The organism is Streptomyces sp. NPDC127108 (assembly GCF_042677545.1).
Taxonomy (GTDB): Bacteria; Actinomycetota; Actinomycetes; order Streptomycetales; family Streptomycetaceae; genus Streptomyces.
Genome location: NZ_JBHXTE010000035.1, coordinates 56,090 through 72,766, shown reverse-complemented (window position 1 = coordinate 72,766; position 16,677 = coordinate 56,090). Strand labels below are relative to the sequence as shown.

Annotated in this window: 12 protein-coding genes and 1 tRNA gene; 12 read left to right on the top strand and 1 reads right to left on the bottom strand. The window is 71.9% G+C overall.

What is annotated here, in order from left to right; all coding sequences use genetic code 11:
- The first annotated feature begins 33 nt into the window (after positions 1–33).
- The 5 genes from ACFVHO_RS27260 to ACFVHO_RS27240 all read left to right on the top strand — a co-directional run bounded on the left by ACFVHO_RS27260 (position 34) and on the right by ACFVHO_RS27240 (position 6,479).
- Positions 34–123 carry a class III lanthipeptide gene (locus tag ACFVHO_RS27260; protein WP_385719842.1) on the top strand — a complete coding sequence of 30 codons (90 nt, stop codon included), beginning with the start codon at positions 34–36 and terminating at the stop codon, positions 121–123.
- A gap of 158 nt (positions 124–281) precedes the next feature.
- Positions 282–2,183, top strand: a complete 1,902-nt coding sequence (locus ACFVHO_RS27255; RefSeq protein ID WP_385719839.1) for an FtsX-like permease family protein — start codon at positions 282–284, stop codon at positions 2,181–2,183.
- A complete protein-coding gene (locus tag ACFVHO_RS27250; RefSeq protein WP_385719837.1) occupies positions 2,180–3,415 on the top strand; it encodes an MFS transporter in 1,236 nt (411 codons plus the stop codon). The genes ACFVHO_RS27255 and ACFVHO_RS27250 overlap by 4 nt, the downstream gene beginning before the upstream one ends.
- A 4-nt stretch (positions 3,416–3,419) precedes the next feature.
- On the top strand, positions 3,420–5,669 hold the full coding sequence (locus ACFVHO_RS27245; RefSeq protein ID WP_385719834.1) for a prolyl oligopeptidase family serine peptidase: 2,250 nt from the start codon (positions 3,420–3,422) through the stop codon (positions 5,667–5,669).
- A gap of 9 nt (positions 5,670–5,678) precedes the next feature.
- Complete coding sequence (locus ACFVHO_RS27240; RefSeq protein ID WP_385719831.1) at positions 5,679–6,479, top strand: ABC transporter ATP-binding protein; 801 nt, start codon at positions 5,679–5,681, stop codon at positions 6,477–6,479.
- A gap of 69 nt (positions 6,480–6,548) precedes the next feature.
- On the opposite strand, the gene ACFVHO_RS27235 is transcribed toward ACFVHO_RS27240, so the two are convergent.
- Positions 6,549–6,624: transfer RNA gene (locus tag ACFVHO_RS27235), tRNA-Arg, on the bottom strand.
- Between the two features lie 328 nt (positions 6,625–6,952).
- Between ACFVHO_RS27235 and ACFVHO_RS27230 the strand changes: the two genes are divergently transcribed.
- The 7 genes from ACFVHO_RS27230 to ACFVHO_RS27200 all read left to right on the top strand — a co-directional run bounded on the left by ACFVHO_RS27230 (position 6,953) and on the right by ACFVHO_RS27200 (position 16,611).
- Positions 6,953–8,629 (top strand): dynamin family protein, encoded by a 1,677-nt coding sequence (locus ACFVHO_RS27230; protein ID WP_385719828.1) that lies wholly within the window; start codon positions 6,953–6,955, stop codon positions 8,627–8,629.
- Between the two features lie 5 nt (positions 8,630–8,634).
- Positions 8,635–10,719: a GTPase gene (locus tag ACFVHO_RS27225; protein WP_385719927.1), complete on the top strand. Its 2,085-nt coding sequence runs from the start codon at positions 8,635–8,637 to the stop codon at positions 10,717–10,719.
- A 256-nt stretch (positions 10,720–10,975) separates the two neighbouring features.
- The gene (locus tag ACFVHO_RS27220) at positions 10,976–11,584 is read left to right on the top strand and encodes a single-stranded DNA-binding protein (RefSeq protein ID WP_385719825.1); all 609 of its coding nucleotides are present in this window, start codon (positions 10,976–10,978) and stop codon (positions 11,582–11,584) included.
- 341 nt (positions 11,585–11,925) lie between these two features.
- The gene (locus ACFVHO_RS27215) at positions 11,926–13,611 is read left to right on the top strand and encodes an LAETG motif-containing sortase-dependent surface protein (RefSeq protein WP_385719924.1); all 1,686 of its coding nucleotides are present in this window, start codon (positions 11,926–11,928) and stop codon (positions 13,609–13,611) included.
- 177 nt (positions 13,612–13,788) lie between these two features.
- Positions 13,789–15,453: an energy-dependent translational throttle protein EttA gene (gene ettA, locus ACFVHO_RS27210; protein ID WP_385719822.1), complete on the top strand. Its 1,665-nt coding sequence runs from the start codon at positions 13,789–13,791 to the stop codon at positions 15,451–15,453.
- 1 nt (position 15,454) lies between these two features.
- A complete protein-coding gene (locus tag ACFVHO_RS27205; protein WP_385719819.1) occupies positions 15,455–15,928 on the top strand; it encodes an acyl-CoA thioesterase in 474 nt (157 codons plus the stop codon).
- Positions 15,925–16,611, top strand: coding sequence for a hypothetical protein (locus ACFVHO_RS27200; RefSeq protein WP_385719816.1), 687 nt, complete (start codon positions 15,925–15,927; stop codon positions 16,609–16,611). Before ACFVHO_RS27205 ends, ACFVHO_RS27200 begins: the two co-directional genes overlap by 4 nt.
- Positions 16,612–16,677 lie beyond the last annotated feature (66 nt).

Below are 16,677 nucleotides of genomic sequence, written 5' to 3'. Positions count from 1 at the left end.
ATCGGTGACTTGTGATGAAGGGAGGTGATTGCCATGCAGAACGTTCTGGCTCTTCAGGAGCTCGACGAGGAGACCGTCACTGACGCTCCGATCAGCACCCTCAGCGGCGCTGCCTGCCACTGAGACGGGAGCACGCCCGTCCCGTTCTAGCCGATGAGTACGGGGGGCCACGATTCGGGTGGCCCCCCGTACTTCGCCCAGCATATGTGCCCCCGGTGGAGGACAGAAAGCCGATGTCCGCGGCGTCACGCACCTCTCGTTCCCTTGCTGGCTCGACCAGCATGCGACGTCTCTTCGTCTCCGAAGCCAGGGCCTACCCCGGTCGAGTCGCCGGCACAGCCCTGGCCTGCGCCGCGACCGCGGCCGGTGTGGGGGCGAGCGCGCTGCTGCTGATAGCCGCGAGTCTCCCGGACTACGCGGAGAACTCGGTTGAGGCCGCCGCCGCCCAGGACGCCCAGGACCTGCTCGCCCTGCTCCTGTCCCTGCTCGTGATGTCCGCGGTCCTCGTCGTCGGCTCCACCGTCTCGCTCTGGACGGGCCAGCGGCTGCACCAGTTCGCCGTGCTGCGCGCCCTCGGAGTCACTGCCGGGCGGTTGCGCCGCATGGTCGCCGGTGACGTGCTGACGCTGGCGCTCGCCTCCGCCGCGGTGGGAGCGGCGCTCGGCATGGTGCCCCTCGCACGGCTGGGACGCCAACTGCTCGTGGACCGTGAGCTCTTCCCCGGGACGGCTTCGCTGCCGTCCGCCGGCCAAGCCTGGTCGACCGGGGCCGGGGTCTGCCTCATCACCGGAGCCGTCGCGGTCCTTGCGGCTCTTGCCAGTGTGCTCGCGGCGGGGCGGGTCAGCCCCGGGATGCTCCTGAAGGACCCGGGGTCGGCCACGGCGAACTCCCGTCGCCGGGCCCGCCTGGTGACCGGTCTCCTCATGATCCTGATGCTGTGCGTTCCGCTGCTGTGCGTCATGGCCTTCATGGATCTGCCGGTGACCGTGCGGGCCGCGATGACCCCCGGCCTGGCACTGACCCTGATCCCCAGCCTCGCCGTGCTCGCTCCCTGGGTCGTGCCGCCCCTGATCCGTCCGGTGTGCGCCGTCCTGCGGATCGTCGACCGCCGTGTCGGGCGGGTGGCCGCGGCCGGGTTGAGCGCGGCAGCCTCGCGTACGACAGCGATGGCGGTGCCGGTCATGCTGGCCGTCGGGGTCGCCGTGTCCCTGCTCGGCGCCGGAGCCACCATCGGGCAGGCAGTGCATCGCCAGACCGAGGACGGACTCCTCGCCACCGGCGTGGTGACCGCGGAGCCCGGGCACCGCCTTCCCGTCGTCCCCCACTCTCCCGGAGGGCCCGCCACGGCGCTCGTGCACACCGAAGTGACCGCCGCGCCGACGGCGTTGGACGACCAGCCGGCACCGGTCGACACCTGGGGCGTGGACGGCCCACGACTGGCGAAGGTGCTCGATCTCGGAGTACGCGAAGGCCGGATGTCCGCCGTACGCGGAGGAACCTTCGCCGCGGGCGCCATGCAGGCCGACGCGCATCACTGGCGGCTCGGCCAGAAGGTCCGGCTGACCCTGGCGGACGGATCACGGCAGGCGCTGACTCTGGTCGCCGTCTACGAACGCGACCTGGCCTTCCCGGAGTTCGTGATCCCGCGCACCACGGCCCTGGAGCACACCAAAGCCCCCTACGCCGACAGGATCCTGCTCACGGGCGCCCCGCGCCCAGGGCTCGCCGACAAGGGCCAGAAGCTGGAGACACGCGCCCACTACCTCGACCACCTCACCCCGAGGAACCCGGCGGACGACCTGGCGTCCCGTCTGATCGTCTCCGTGATCTCGGGCTACGCGCTGCTGGCCGCCGCCAACACGTGTTCGCTCGCCCAACGCGACCGGCGCGCCCAGCACGCCCACCTCCGCGCACTCGGACTGGGCCGCATGCAGATGCTGCGTTGCGTCCTCTATGAATCGGTCGGCGCCGCCGCCATCGGCGTCGCCCTGGCCGCGATCACCGCGTTGGCCTGCCTGATCCCGCTGGCCATGGTGCTCGGCGTCGGCGCGGCCCCGGCCCTCGACCTGCCGTGGACCGTCGGTGTGCTGTTGGCCGCCGTGCTTGCCGTCGCGGTCCCTTCGGCGATGACGGCCCACCCCCTGCACGACGTCCAGGCGCAGTTCGCCAGGAGGCGTGCATGAGACCGCGGTTGGGAGGAGTGTTCTGGCTGCTGTTCTGCGGCGAGTCCGCCTCCGCGGTGGGAACGGGAGCCTCGGCGGTCGCGCTGCCCCTGGTCTCCTTCCAGGACAGCGGTGACGTCCGGGCCGCGGGGCTCATCAGTACCGCCCTGTCCCTCGGCATCGTCGCGGCGAGGCTTCCGGCGGGGCTGCTCGCGGACCGGCACGAACGCAGGACGATCCTCCTGTGGTGCAACGCCGTGGGCGCGCTGGTCCTGGGTGCGCTCGCGGCCCTGCAGGCCTCACACGCCGCGCACTTGGCCCTGCTCCTCGTCGCCGCCTTCCTCCTGGGAGCCGTCGGCAGCACCCTGGCACCCGCCGAGAACGTCGCCGTACGCAACGTCGTCGACGCGGACCTGCTCCCGAGAGCGCTGGCCCTGCTGCAGGGCCGTTCGGCGTTCGCCATGATCGCCGGACCCCTGGCGGGCGGTGCGCTCCTCAAGGCCGACGCCGCCTGGGTGTTCGGCGCCGACGCCATGACGTACCTCACCGCCGCCTGCTGTGCCTTCCTCCTGCCCTCGAACATGGGCCCCGTCAGCGAGGAGAAGACACCACTCGGAGCCACTGTCGAGGGCCTGCGTTTCCTCTGGCGGTCCCCCCTGCTGCGCTACGGGGCCCTCAACGCCACCGTGCTCAACCTCGTCTTCAACGGGCTCTTGATCGTCATCATCGCCTCCACCCAGAGCGCGGGTGCCGGGGAAGTGAGCGTCGGCGTGCAGACCGCCGCACTCGGAGCCGGCGCTCTCGTCGGCGCTCTCGTCGCAGCACCCGTGGCACGCCGCCTTCCCGTACGCCACGCCATCGTCGGGGCCACCGCCGTGATCGCCGCCGCGCTGCTGGGCTTCGCGGTGGTACGGACCACCTGGGGCTCGGCGCTCATGCTCGCGCTCGCGGCTGCCGCGGGACCGGTCATCACGGTGGTCGTCTCCGCCGCGCAGATGCGCATCACCCCCCTGCGCCTGCAGGGGCGGGTCCACAGCGGCAGCGGCTTCCTCGCCCAAGCCATCGCGCCGCTCGGCCCCGTGCTGGCCGGAGCGAGCGCCCATCAGTTCGGCATGACCTCGACGGTGTTCGGGGCAGCCGGTCTGGTGCTCCTTCTCGCCGTCGTCGGTGCTTTCATCACCACCCACCACGCGGGACATTCCGACGACCTCTCCCACCCTGAAGCACGCTCCCTGGAGGTTCGTCGTGGGTGACGCCGTGCCAGTTGCACCCGAAGCGTCCCTGGACGGCCGCGCCGACCCGTACCGCTGGCTGGAGGAGGAGGGCTCCCCGCGTACGCGTTCGTGGCTCCGTCTCCAACACGGCCTGCTCGCACGGCACGTACGACACCACGAGGAACGCACCTGGGAGAAGCAGCTCGAAGAGATCGATGCCGCCGCGGTCGGCCGTGAGCTGAGCCCGCGCGCGGAAGCCGGTGGCAGACTCTTCAGCCATCACCTCACCGCGGACGACGGTGAGGTGATCGCCGTGTCCGAAGCGGACGGCCGTCGGCGCGTACTCCTCGACACCGGCGACCACTCCTCTCACGGCCGTGTGCCTTTCTGGCTCCCGGACGCCACCGGGAACGCCGTCGTGATGCAACTCCACCTCGACGGCCACGAGAACGGTGGCCTCCACGTCGTCCCCGCCGCTCAGGGGCCACCGGCGTGGCACCTGTCCGACGCGTCCCCGCACCCCGCCGTCGCGTTCGTCGGCGATCTGCTGGTGTACAGCTCCGGGAACCGCACCGAGCACGAGCTGCGTGTCCGCCGGCTCCAGGGCGGGCCCCCGCGCACGGTCGGGCTGCCCGTCCCGGGGCCCGTGCGCCTTTCGCTGCACACAGGTCACGGAAACCACCTGCTCCTGCGGACCCGGACGCCTGCTTCTCCGGCCGCACGCTGGTGGTGTACGCGATGGGACGGCTCGGGCACGCCGGACTGGCAGGAGCTGCCGATGGCCGGTGTTCACGTCACGGCGTTCGCCATCGGCCCGGACGACCTGTACATCGGTGGGAACGGGCTGTTCCGGCTCGACCTGACGTCAGTCTCCCGTGGACACCCGGCGCACTTCGTCCCCCTGGTCTCCCCTTCCTCCGAAGCGGCGGACGAGGGGCGAGAGGGGGCAGAGGGGAGGGAAGAGACGATCCGCGCACTGCGCGTACTCGATTCCGGCAGCGTCGGTGCCGCTGCGTCTCTCGCCGTGCTGAGGCAGTTGGGCACCACGAGGCGGCTGGACGTCCAGCGGGTGATCACGGAGCTTGGCGCGGAGTCCGATGCGTCGCTGCCCGAGGCACCGGAGTACGACGCGCCGCTGTCCGGAGGGTCGCTGTCCGACGCATCGGAGCGCGACGCACTGGAGCACGACGCGGTGGCGAGCGCGGATGAAGGCATCCGCGAACCCGCCGCATCCGGGTTCACCTGGCACGCGCGCCTTCGCGTCGGACCGACCGCTCGCCGTCCCGACGGCGGACTGGGCGACGCGGCCTGGGTCCTGGTGGACGACCCGCGGTTCGGCGCGGTCAGCTGTCGCGTCACCGCGCGTGCGCAGCGTGGCCCGCACGCGCGCGGTCCAGCCGCGCGCAACGCGGGCGCTTCAACTCTGCGCAACGTACGAGCGTCAGCCCCGCGCAACGTACGAGCTTCAACCCTGCGCACGGCAGCCGCCACCAGTGGTGACGGGGCCACCGTCCCCGTCACCATCTGCGACCCGCCGACCGTGCCCGCAGGCCGACCGGCCCCCACCCTGATCACCGTCTACGGCGGCTTCGGCGTCTCGCTCGAGCCTTCCTGGGATCCGGTCGTCGCGGCATGGCTCGCCGCAGGCGGTCGCGTCGCCTGGGTCCACGCCCGTGGCGGCGGCGAGCTCGGACCGCGCTGGGCCCGAGCCGGACGCGGTCCAGGAAAGTCCGGCACCGTCGACGACCTGTGCGCGGCCGCCCGGCATCTCCAGTCGGAAGGCGAGGCGGGACCCGGACAACTCGCCGCCCTCTCCGCCAGCAACGGAGGGTTGGTCCTTGCCGCGGCCCTGGTGCGCGCCCCGCACCTCTTCGCCGCCGCGGTGTGCGTGGCCCCGCTCACCGACATGGCGCGCTATCACATCGGCGGCCTGGGCAACCTCTGGCACGCCGAATACGGCCATCCCGCGGACCGGGACGCGCTGCGGGCGCTCCTGGGCTACTCCCCCTACCACCGGGTGCGCGACGGCACGCCGTACCCCGCCACCCTCTTCGTGTCCGGGGGCAATGACGCGCGGGTGCGCCCCTGGCACGCGTGGAAGCTGTGTGCGGCGCTGCAGGAGGCCACCTCCAGTGACGCGCCGGTTCTCCTCGACCATCAGGACAACAGCGGGCACGACGGACGGTCGGGAAGCGCCGCCCGGGCCCTGAACGCCCGCTTCCTCGCCCTGCTGGCCGGCCGAGCAGGGCTGCGTGCGCCCTCCCCGCCCGGGCACACCTTCACGAACCGCTAGGAGCGCCGTGTGACTTCAGCACATCTTCCCCACAGCAGCGGAGCCCGGACGGGGGCACTCTCCGCGGCGGCATCCGCATCGGAACTCACCAAGGTGCACGGTGACGCCGGACTGCGCGTCACTGCCCTGTCCGATGTCTCCGTCTCCTTCCACCAGGGACAGTTCACGGCGATCATGGGGCCGTCCGGTTCGGGGAAGTCCACCCTGATGCAGTGCCTGGCGGGACTCGACAGCCCCACGTCCGGCTCGGTGAGGCTCGGTGAGGTCGAGCTGTCAGGACTCTCCGACAGGGCGCTGACCCGGCTGCGCAGGGAGCGGATCGGTTTCGTCTTTCAGGACTTCCATCTCCTGCCGACCCTGACCGTGGCCGAGAACATCACGCTTCCCTTGGGCATCGCCGGCCGACGCCCGAACCCGCAGTGGCTCGAACAGATCGTCACGGCGCTGGGCCTGACGGACCGTCTCTCCCACCGCCCGCCACAGCTGTCCGGCGGCCAGCAGCAGCGGGTGGCCTGCGCGAGGGCCATGGCCGGGCGCCCCGACATCATCTTCGCCGACGAGCCGACGGGAAACCTGGACACCCGGGCCGGGGCGGAAGTTCTCTCGCTGCTCGGCCGATTGGCCCGAGAGCTGGGACAGACGATCGTCATGGTGACGCACGACCCCGTGGCGGCCGCCCGCACGGATCGTGTCGTCTTCCTCGCGGACGGCCGGATCGTCGACGAGATCCGGCGGCCGGACGTCGCCCAGGTGCTGGAGCGCATGAACCGGTTCGACGGAAACCCGCAGCAGCGCCGTGCCCTGAAGTGACTGATCCGTCCGCTCCGGCTCATCCGTGACGCGTCAGCCGTCACGGGCGGGTCGCGCTGCCCTGCTGTGTGGCGCCCCCGGCAGGACTCGAACCTGCGGCCAAGTGCTTAGAAGGCACCTGCTCTATCCACTGAGCTACGGGGGCCGGGTGGTGGCCGGTGGCCTGGAGCCCGGTGTGGGGTGGTCCGTGGCCTTGCCGGGGGCCGTGGACCATGGACCGGGGACAAGGATAGGGCTCCTGGTGGCTTGTCCCTGGTGCTTCACCTCCGCCACGCGATGTGGAGGTTCGGTGAAGCGGTCCTGATAATCGCAGGCAGGTGCGAATCTCGCACCGCTTTTGGCGTCTGTCGCCCCGGGTGTTGTGCACTCGTTATGCCTGCGCCCCAGTCGTCCCTTCCGTCGCGGGTGTCCGATCGGCGCGCAGGGGTGCCCATATGCTTCAGAAAGGCGCCAAAATTGGGCATTCTTCGCATGTGGTGACCTTGGACGTACGGCCTCAACTGCTTGACGCACTCTCCGCCCTGCGTGAGCGTGTCGCCGCCGCACGCTTTCCGCTCCCTCTCGCGGGGGCGCCACGCGCGCGGGCCAACCGGGACGAGCTTCTCGCACAGCTCGACGACTATCTGGTGCCCCGGCTACGGGCCCCCGAAGCGCCCTTGCTGGCCGTTGTCGGCGGCTCCACCGGAGCGGGCAAGTCCACGCTCGTGAACTCTCTGGTGGGCCGTCAGGTCAGCGAAGCGGGTGTCCTGCGGCCCACGACCCGCACGCCCGTCCTGGTGTGCCACCCGGAGGACCAGCACTGGTTCGCCGGGATGCGCGTCCTGCCGCACCTCACGCGCGCGTGGGCGCCCCGACAGGGCCGCGCGGGCGACGACGGGGCCGGCCGGGGGAAGGGCGACGACGGGGCCGCCCGGGGCACGGGCGGCGAGAACGAGCGCGTCCTGCGCGTCGAGACCGCCGACACCTTGCCCTGCGGCCTCGCCCTCCTCGACGCCCCCGACATCGATTCCCTCGTCGCCGACAACCGCGTCCTCGCCGCCGAGCTGATCTGCGCGGCCGACGTGTGGGTCATGGTCACCACCGCCTCCCGGTACGCCGACGCCGTGCCCTGGCATCTGCTGCGCACCGCCAAGGAACAGGACGCCACCCTCGTCACCGTCCTCGACCGCGTCCCCCACCAGGTCGTCGGCGAGGTGTCACGGCAGTACGGCGCCCTCCTCGCCAAGGCCGGACTCGGTGACGTACCCCGCTTCACCGTCCCCGAACTGCCCGAGTCCGCCGGTGGCGGCGGCCTCCTCCCCGCCACCGCCGTGGAACCCCTGCGCACCTGGCTCGCCCACCGCGCGGAAGACCCCGCCTCCCGTGGACAGGCCATCGAACGCACCGCCTACGGAGTCCTCGGTTCGCTGAACTCCCGCATGCCGGAACTCGCCGGTGCCGTCGCCGCCCAGTACGCCGCCGCCCTGCGCCTCACGTCCGCCGTCGACGAGGCCTACGAAAGCGAGCACACGCGCGTACGTGCCCGCCTCCAGGCAGGCGCCGCGCTCGCCGGGGACGCCCTGAAGCGCTGGCGCGCCTACCCGCTCGACTGCGGCCCCGGAGAGCTCCTCGACGCCATCTCCGAGAGCCTCGAAGCGCTCCTGCTGTGCGCGGTCACCGCCGCCGACGAACACATCGACGACGCGTGGCGACGCGAGCCCGCCGCCCAGGCCCCCGCGCTCGTCCGCAGCGGCGGACGGTACGAAAGGGCCCCCTACGAAGACGGGGACAGCCCCGAACACCGCATCGGCATGGCCGTACGACGCTGGCGGCGCGAACTCGAGGAGTACGCCGAGGACGAGGTCCGCGCCCTCGACCGCGCCGACAGGAGCACCCTGCCCGACGCCGACGTCGTCGCCGCGCTGCTCGCCACCGCCCTGCTCGGCGGGCGGCGGGCCCGCACCGCCGGGGAGACGCTGGCCGAGCGCATCGGCGCCCACGGGGCGCTGCGGCTGCGCGACCGCGGCGGCCGCCTGCTCACCGACTACCTGGACAAGGTCCTCGGCGCGGAGCGCGAGCGGCGCCTGGCCCCCCTCGACGCACTCGACGTCAACCCGGAACCCCAGGCCGAACTCATCGCCGCGCTGTCCGTACTGCAGAAGGAGAGGTGACCGCGGTGACCGCCGTCACGGGACACACCGATCACACCGGCGACTTGGAACGCGCAGGCAGCGTAGGCAACGCAGACAGTGCGGACGGCGCAGACAGCGCGGACGGTACGCATGCCGCGGCAAGCGGTGCTGACGGCGGCGAGCGTGCGGAGGGCGGCGAGCGTGCGGAGGGCCGCGAGCGTGCTGACGGAGGCGAGAGCACCTCGGGCGCGGGGCTCGCTGATCACGCCGGTGCGGGTGACGAAAACGGCCACCCCGCGCGCGAGGGCGACGGCGCCTGGGACGACGGGCTCATCGCGCGGCGCGTGGTGCCCGGTGCGTCCCCGGGGAACGGCCGCTCCCGGACCGTGGCCGAGGTGCTCGCCGGATCGGTGGCAGCCGGTTCGCCGTCGGCCGTGTCCACGGGGAGGCCGTCCTCGTACGGGGACTCCACCGCGTACGACACCCGCACCCCGTACGAGAACAGTGCCCTCCCGCAGGACACGACCGTCGTCTACGAAGGGCCCCTCCGGGGGCGTCTCGACGCGCTGCGTGAGCTGATCGGGCTGTCCCGTACGCGGCTCGACAGCGAGACGCTCGCCGAGGCCGGGCGCGTGCTCGACGAGGCCGCGGCGCGGCGGCGGCTGTCCGACCGGCACACCGTCGTCGCCCTCGCGGGTGCCACGGGCAGCGGCAAGTCGACCCTCTTCAACGCCCTGGCGGGCGTGATGATCTCGGAGACGGGCGTCCGCAGACCGACCACAGCCGCGCCCATCGGGTGCAGCTGGACGGACGGCGCCGCGGGGCTGCTCGACCGGCTCGGCATCCCCGGAAGGCTGCGCCGACGGCCGCTCCAAGGGGCCGACGCGCAGACCCTTCAGGGGCTCGTTCTCGTCGACCTGCCCGACCACGACTCGGCCGCGGGGGACCACCGCGAGCACGTCGACCGGATCCTCGGGCTCGTCGACGCGGTCATCTGGGTCGTCGACCCGGAGAAGTACGCGGACGCGATGCTGCACGAGCGCTATCTGCGCCCGCTCGCCGGGCACGCCGAGGTCATGTTCGTCGTGCTCAACCAGGTGGACCGGCTCCCCGGAGACGCCGCCGACCAGGTGCTCGACGATCTGCGGCGGCTCCTCGACGAGGACGGCATCGCGCTCGGCGAGCACGGCGAACCGGGCGCCACGGTGCTCGCGCTGTCCGCCCTCACCGGGGAGGGCGTCGGCGATCTGCGCGAGGCCCTCGGCCAGTTCACCCGCGAGCGGGGGGCCGCGGCGCGGCGCATCGAGGCGGACCTGGACGCGGCGGCGGCACACCTGCGGCCCGTGTACGCGGCCGGAGCGGGGTCGGCGTCCGCGCGGGGCGCGATCGGGCTCAGCGAGGAGGCGCGCGAGGAGTTCTCCGAACGGCTCGGGGAGGCGGTCGGCGCGGCGGCGGCGGGCCAGGCCGCCGAGCGGGCCTGGCGCAGGCACGCGGGCCGGGCGTGCTCGTCGCCCTGGCTGCGGCTGTGGCGCTGGTACGAGGCGCAGCGCTTCCCGCACAGCACGGGCAGGCACGTCGTGGCGCCCTCCGTGGACGAGGAGGCGACGGCACGCGCGCGCGTGGAGCACGCCGTACGCACCGTCGCCGACGAGGCGGCCACCGGGCTGCCCACTCCGTGGGGGCAGGCCGTCCGGGAGGCGGCGGCGCGCGGCGCCCAGGGGCTGCCCGAGGCGCTCGACGAGCTGGCGCTGCGGGCGGCGCTGCCGGACGGACGGCCGCCGCGGCCCGGCTGGTGGCCGGTGGCGGTCCTCGCGCAGGCGGCCATGACGCTGCTTCAGGTCGTCGGCGGGCTCTGGCTCGTGGGGCAGATCGTCGGCGTCGCGGAGCCGAACCTGGGCGTGCCGGTGCTTCTGATGGCGCTGGGCATCGTCGGCGGGCCGTGCGTGGAGTGGGCCAGCGGGATGGCGGCGCGCGGGCCGGCGCGGCGGTACGGCTTCGAGGCCGAGCGGCGGCTGCGGGAGGCGGCCGCGGGGTGCGGGCGGGCGCGGGTGCTCGATCCGGTGGCGGCTGAGCTGTTGCGGTACCGGGAGGTTCGGGAGCAGTACGTGCGGGTGGCTCGGCGGGGGTGAGGGCAGGGGGGACGGGCCTGGGCCGAGGCGTGGGGCGCGAGGGAAGCGGAAGGGCTCCGTCGGGTGACGGAGTTGTCCACAACCGGCCGGTAGGACACAGGGCTCAGCGGGCTCGGCCCGGCCGGTGCAATCTGAGATCGCGGCAGCCCACCGACCGCCGACGCCGGAGCGCGAAGGCGGGGGCGAGCGGCCGCGGACTCAGACGTGGGCGTGCGGGAGGAGCCCGCACGTGTGTGGACGCAGGGGAGGGGTCGGCATGAACGACACGGTGGTGACGGTGGTGGGGAACGTGGCGACGACACCGGTGTTCAGGGAGCTTCCGTCCGGACCGGTGACACGCTTTCGGATCGCGGTCACGGCACGGCACTTCGACCGCTCGCGCAACGCGTGGGCGGACGGGCACACCAACTTCTTCACGGTGTGGGCCTGGCGGGCGCTGGGCGTCAATGTGCAGGGCTCGCTCGCGATCGGCGAACCGGTCATCGTGCAGGGCAGGTTGAGGGTGCGGGACGAGGAGCGGGGCGGGCAGCACTTCCGGTCCGTGGACATCGACGCCCAGTCCGTCGGGCACGACCTCGCCCGCGGGACGTCCGCGTTCCGGCGTGCGCGCAGGCCGGTGGACTCCGTGGCGAGGGAGCGAAGTGCCGTGCCGGGGGCGGAGGATGAGCCGGAGTTCGAGTTGCCCCCGCAGCCCGGGGCCCGGGACCGGGCGCACGCCCGGTCCCAGCAGGAGGCGCGGGCGTGGACGGGGCCCGGGGCGGAGCAACGGACCAAGTCGGGGACGGAGCCGGGCGGTGAACCGGAGGGCGCGGTGGAAGGCGTCCAGGAGGCGGAGTCGGAGCGGGATCCGACCCCCGTCGGCTGACCCGCGCCGCACGGCGGGACAACACCCGATCTGGCACCCGATCCCCTAACCGGAACCATGGATTTGTCGATATGCCCAGCTCAGAAGGGGCGTTGTCGATAACAATTCCGATTCGGATCGGTTGCCTGACGGCGCTACTGGGAACGGCGATGCGTCGCTTCCTTAGGATGCCGGGCGTGGCTCCGTAAGGCGGTTGAGGCCTGAGCGGGGCGGTCGGCAGGTGAGTCTGCTCGGTTGAATCTGCTGGCGGGGCCAGTCCCCCCATGTGAATTGGGTCCCGCTCGGAGGGGATTTCTGTGTTTTCTGCGTTGTCAGCGTGTCGGGCACTCAAGGCGTTCGCGATATCGCCCGCGCGCGGCCGCGGCGCGGCCCGCGTCGCCGCTACGACGGTCGCGTCCGGCCTGGTCGTGGCCGGAGTGACGGTCACCGCGCCCGCGGCGGCCGCGGTGGACGCCCCGCAGCACCATGGCGGGGCGAGCGCGACCCTCGGCGGCCTGAAGACGTACGGCCAGGCGGTCGTCCGTGAGGACGGCGAGAGCCAGAGAATCCCCGCGGGCCTCTTCGAGATGTCCGTGGACAACGGCGGCACGCTGCAGACGTACTGCATCGACCTGCACAACCCCACGCAGAAGGACGCGAAGTACCAGGAGACTCCCTGGAGCGGCACGTCCCTGAACGGCAACCCGCACGCGGGCAAGATCCGCTGGATCCTCCAGCACTCCTATCCCCGGGTGAACAACCTCGCCCAGCTCGCGCGGCAGTCGGGCGCGGGCACGCTCACCGAGAAGTCGGCCGCGGCCGGCACGCAGGTGGCGATCTGGCGGTATTCGGAGAACCTGGGCAAGTGGAAGTCCCCGAGCGCGTCGAGTACGCCCAGTGAGCCGGGCGGGGCCGGCGGGTCCGGCGGGCCGAGCAGGGCCGACGGTTCGCGGACGGCGAGCAAGTCGAGCAAGCCGGGCGGGCCCAGCGCGGAGAGCAAGGCGGCGAAGCCCCGCAGGACCACGGTCGAGGCCGCCGACCCCCGGGCCGAGAAGCTCGCGGACTATCTGGAGCGCAGCGCGCGCAACAGCCCCGAGCCGAAGGCGTCGCTGACGCTGGAGCCCTCGGCCGTCTCCGGGAACGCCGGGAAGCGCCTTGGCCCGGTGACCGTGCGGACCGACGCGGAGAGCGTGACCGTCACACCGCCCGCGGACTCGGCGAGCGGGGTGAAGGTCGTCGGCAAGAACGGCAAGCAGGTCAAGACGGCCCGTGACGGCAGCCGCCTGTTCTTCGACGTGCCGAAGGGCACGCCGGACGGCACGGCCGCCCTTGAGGTGCAGGCCGCGACGACGGTGCCGGTCGGCCGGGCCTTCACCTCCGAGACCCGCAGCCAGACACAGATACTCGCGGGCTCCAGCGAGTCCACGGTGTCCGCCGCGGCGACGGCGCACTGGGCGGAGAAGGGCGCGATACCCGCCCTGTCCGCGGAGAAGAACTGCGCCAAGAACGGCGTGGACATCACGGCGAGCAACAAGGGGGACGCGGCGTTCACCTTCAGCCTGATGCGGTTCAAGCACACCATCAAGGCCGGTGAGCGGCGGACGGTGACGATACCGCTGCAGGAGGACCAGCCCTACGACTTCACGATCATGGGGCCGGGCGGGTTCGAGAAGCGGTTCAAGGGAGTGCTCGACTGCCGGACCGAGGGCAGCGCGGTGGCCGTCGACGGCAAGGCGCAGCCCGTGTCGAACCCGAGCCCGGCGTCGGCGGGCGGTACGAGCGGCGGCGGTGACCTCGCGGAGACCGGCGGGTCGAACGCGACACCGCTGATAGCCGCCATCGCGGTCGTCCTGGTCGTCGTCGGCGGCGGCGCGGTCTTCTTCCTGCGCAGGAAGAAGGATCCGGTGGAGCCCGTGGAGAAGGCGGAGCCCGTGGAAAAGGCGGAGCCCGTGGAAAAGGCGGAGCCCGTGGAGAAGGCGGAGCCCGTGGAGAAGGCGGAGCGCGCGGAAAAGGCGGGGTCCGAGGAGAAGGCGGCGTCCGAGGAGTGAGCGGGGCGCGGGGGACGCACGGGTGGGCAGTGCCCACGGTGGGTGACTGATCAACTACGCAGGTGGGCGCGGAAGGGCCAGGTCACGGGGGCCTCGTGATACTGGTTTCTTCCGGGGGGTGGCTGTACGGCAAGATGGGGTGTATCTGCCCACACACTGATTGCCGGACGGTTTCTCTTGGCTGAGTACATCTACACCATGCGCAAGACGCGCAAGGCGCACGGCGACAAGGTGATCCTCGATGACGTCACCTTGAACTTCCTGCCCGGCGCGAAGATCGGTGTCGTGGGTCCGAACGGTGCCGGTAAGTCCACGGTGCTCAAGATCATGGCGGGGCTCGAGCAGCCGTCGAACGGTGACGCGTTCCTTTCGCCCGGCTACACGGTCGGCATGCTCCTGCAGGAGCCGCCGCTCGACGAGTCCAAGACGGTCCTGGAGAACGTCCAGGACGGCGCCGCCGAGGTCATGGGCAAGCTCAAGCGGTTCAACGAGGTCGCCGAGCTGATGGCGACCGACTACTCGGACGCGCTGATGGAGGAGATGGGCAAGCTCCAGGAGGACCTGGACCACGCCAACGCGTGGGACCTGGACACCCAGCTGGAGCAGGCCATGGACGCCCTCGGCTGTCCGCCCGGCGACTGGCCGGTCACCAACCTCTCCGGTGGTGAGCGCCGCCGCGTCGCGCTGTGCAAGCTCCTCCTCGAGGCGCCCGACCTGCTGCTGCTCGACGAGCCCACCAACCACCTGGACGCCGAGTCCGTGCAGTGGCTGGAGCAGCACCTCGCGAAGTACCCCGGCACCGTCGTCGCCGTCACCCACGACCGGTACTTCCTGGACAACGTCGCCGAGTGGATCCTCGAGCTGGACCGCGGCCGCGCGCACCCCTACGAGGGCAACTACTCGACGTACCTCGACAAGAAGGCCACCCGCCTCAAGGTCGAGGGCCAGAAGGACGCCAAGCGTGCGAAGCGTCTGAAGGAAGAGCTCGAGTGGGTGCGGTCGAACGCCAAGGGGCGCCAGGCCAAGTCCAAGGCGCGACTGTCGCGTTACGAGGAGATGGCCGCCGAGGCGGACAAGATGCGGAAGCTGGACTTCGAGGAGATCCAGATCCCGCCGGGCCCCCGTCTGGGCAACATCGTCGTCGAGGTCGAGAACCTGTCGAAGGCGTTCGGCGACAAGGTCCTCATCGACGACCTGTCGTTCACGCTCCCGCGCAACGGCATCGTGGGTGTGATCGGCCCGAACGGCGCCGGCAAGACCACGCTGTTCAAGATGATCCAGGGCCTGGAGACGCCGGACTCGGGCAACATCAAGGTCGGCGACACCGTCAAGATCTCCTACGTCGACCAGGGCCGCGCCAACATCGACCCGAAGAAGACGCTGTGGGCGGTCGTCTCGGACGAGCTGGACTACATCAACGTGGGCCAGGTCGAGATGCCCTCGCGCGCGTACGTCTCCGCGTTCGGCTTCAAGGGCCCGGACCAGCAGAAGCCCGCGGGTGTGCTCTCCGGTGGTGAGCGCAACCGGCTGAACCTGGCGCTGACCCTCAAGCAGGGCGGCAACCTGCTGCTCCTCGACGAGCCCACCAACGACCTCGACGTCGAGACCCTGTCGTCGCTGGAGAACGCGCTCCTGGAGTTCCCGGGCTGCGCCGTGGTCGTCTCCCACGACCGCTGGTTCCTGGACCGGGTCGCCACGCACATCCTCGCCTACGAGGGCGAGTCCAAGTGGTTCTGGTTCGAGGGCAACTTCGAGTCGTACGAGAAGAACAAGATCGAGCGGCTCGGCCCGGACGCGGCCCGTCCGCACCGCGCCACGTACAAGAAGCTCACGCGGGGCTGACATGGCGCGCCACATCTACAGCTGCCCGCTGCGGTGGTCGGACATGGATGCCTTCGGGCACGTCAACAACGCCGTCTTCCTGCGGTACTTGGAAGAGGCGCGGATCGACTTCATGTTCCGGCTCTCGTCCGACGACGGCGGTCCGTCGTTCTCGGGCGGCTCCGTGGTGGCGCGCCACGAGATCGACTATCTGCGACCGTTGGTGCACCGGCACGAGCCGGTCACCATCGAGTCGTGGGTGACGAAGATCGGGGCCGCGTCGCTGACGATCTCGTACGAGATAAAGGAGCCCGAGGCGGGCGGGCAGGTGTACGTGCGGGCCTCGACGATCGTCGTCCCGTTCGACCTGCGGGCCCAGCGGCCGCGGCGGATCACCGCCGAGGAGCGGGCCGTGCTCGAGGAGTACCGCCCCGAGAACACGGCGGACGCGGCGGGTGGCCGGCGCGCGGGCGGTGCGGGGGCGCTTGTCGCATGACCGTGCGACTGGACTTCGTCGACGCCGGGGAGGCGGTGGATCTCACCGCCTTCCTGGCGCGGCTCGTCCACTACGACAAGGCCGCCGCGGTGCGGTTGCAGGCCGCGGGGGACACCCTCGCGGTGTTCGGGCGGCCGCCGTCGTTCGAGGTGCTCGCCATTCGTACGGCGCGCCTCGCGAAGCCGTACGAGTACGGGCTCGACACCTCGCTCGACGTGACCGTCTCCGCGGGGGAGCTCCTGGAGTCCGTGGCGGAGGCGGGCGAGTCCCTGGAGACCGCGGGTACGGCTGTCGTGCCGGACGCGGTCACCGGGCCGCCGTGGGCCGGGGTGCTGCCGCCCCGCGGGGGGTGGCAGCAGGTGCCCGGGTTGCCTTCGGCGGAGGACGTGCGAGGGCTTGTGCGGGGCGCTGTCGCTGAATTCCGGGGGCGGGTCGAGGAGTTGGCGCCCGAGCGGCGGGTTCGGGCCGAGCTGGATCTGGTGGGGCGGGAGATCTGGTCCCGGGTGGTGCCGGGGACCGAGTTGCCCGTGCGGGCCGCGCATGCGGCGCAGTCGTTGGGGTTCTTGCGCGGGGACGCCTTGGACTTGCTGTCGGCCGGGCCGTGGTTGCGGCTGCGGACGCCCTTTGGGTCTATTGCTGTGCGCCGGGCCGGCGTGGGGGCGCTCACCGTTACGCCGACCTGACGGGCCCGCGGGGCGATCGCCCACAGCAGCCGAGGCCGCTGTGGGCGTTTTTTGTGGTCAGCGTGG

Bases quoted from the DNA above. Each gene is read 5' to 3' on its own strand.
- ACFVHO_RS27260 (WP_385719842.1), top strand. From the start codon at position 34: ATGCAGAACGTTCTGGCTCTTCAGGAGCTCGACGAGGAGACCGTCACT.
- ACFVHO_RS27220 (WP_385719825.1), top strand. From the start codon at position 10,976: ATGAACGACACGGTGGTGACGGTGGTGGGGAACGTGGCGACGACACCG.
- ACFVHO_RS27200 (WP_385719816.1), top strand. From the start codon at position 15,925: ATGACCGTGCGACTGGACTTCGTCGACGCCGGGGAGGCGGTGGATCTC.
- ACFVHO_RS27250 (WP_385719837.1), top strand. From the start codon at position 2,180: ATGAGACCGCGGTTGGGAGGAGTGTTCTGGCTGCTGTTCTGCGGCGAG.
- ACFVHO_RS27255 (WP_385719839.1), top strand. From the start codon at position 282: ATGCGACGTCTCTTCGTCTCCGAAGCCAGGGCCTACCCCGGTCGAGTC.
- ACFVHO_RS27205 (WP_385719819.1), top strand. From the start codon at position 15,455: ATGGCGCGCCACATCTACAGCTGCCCGCTGCGGTGGTCGGACATGGAT.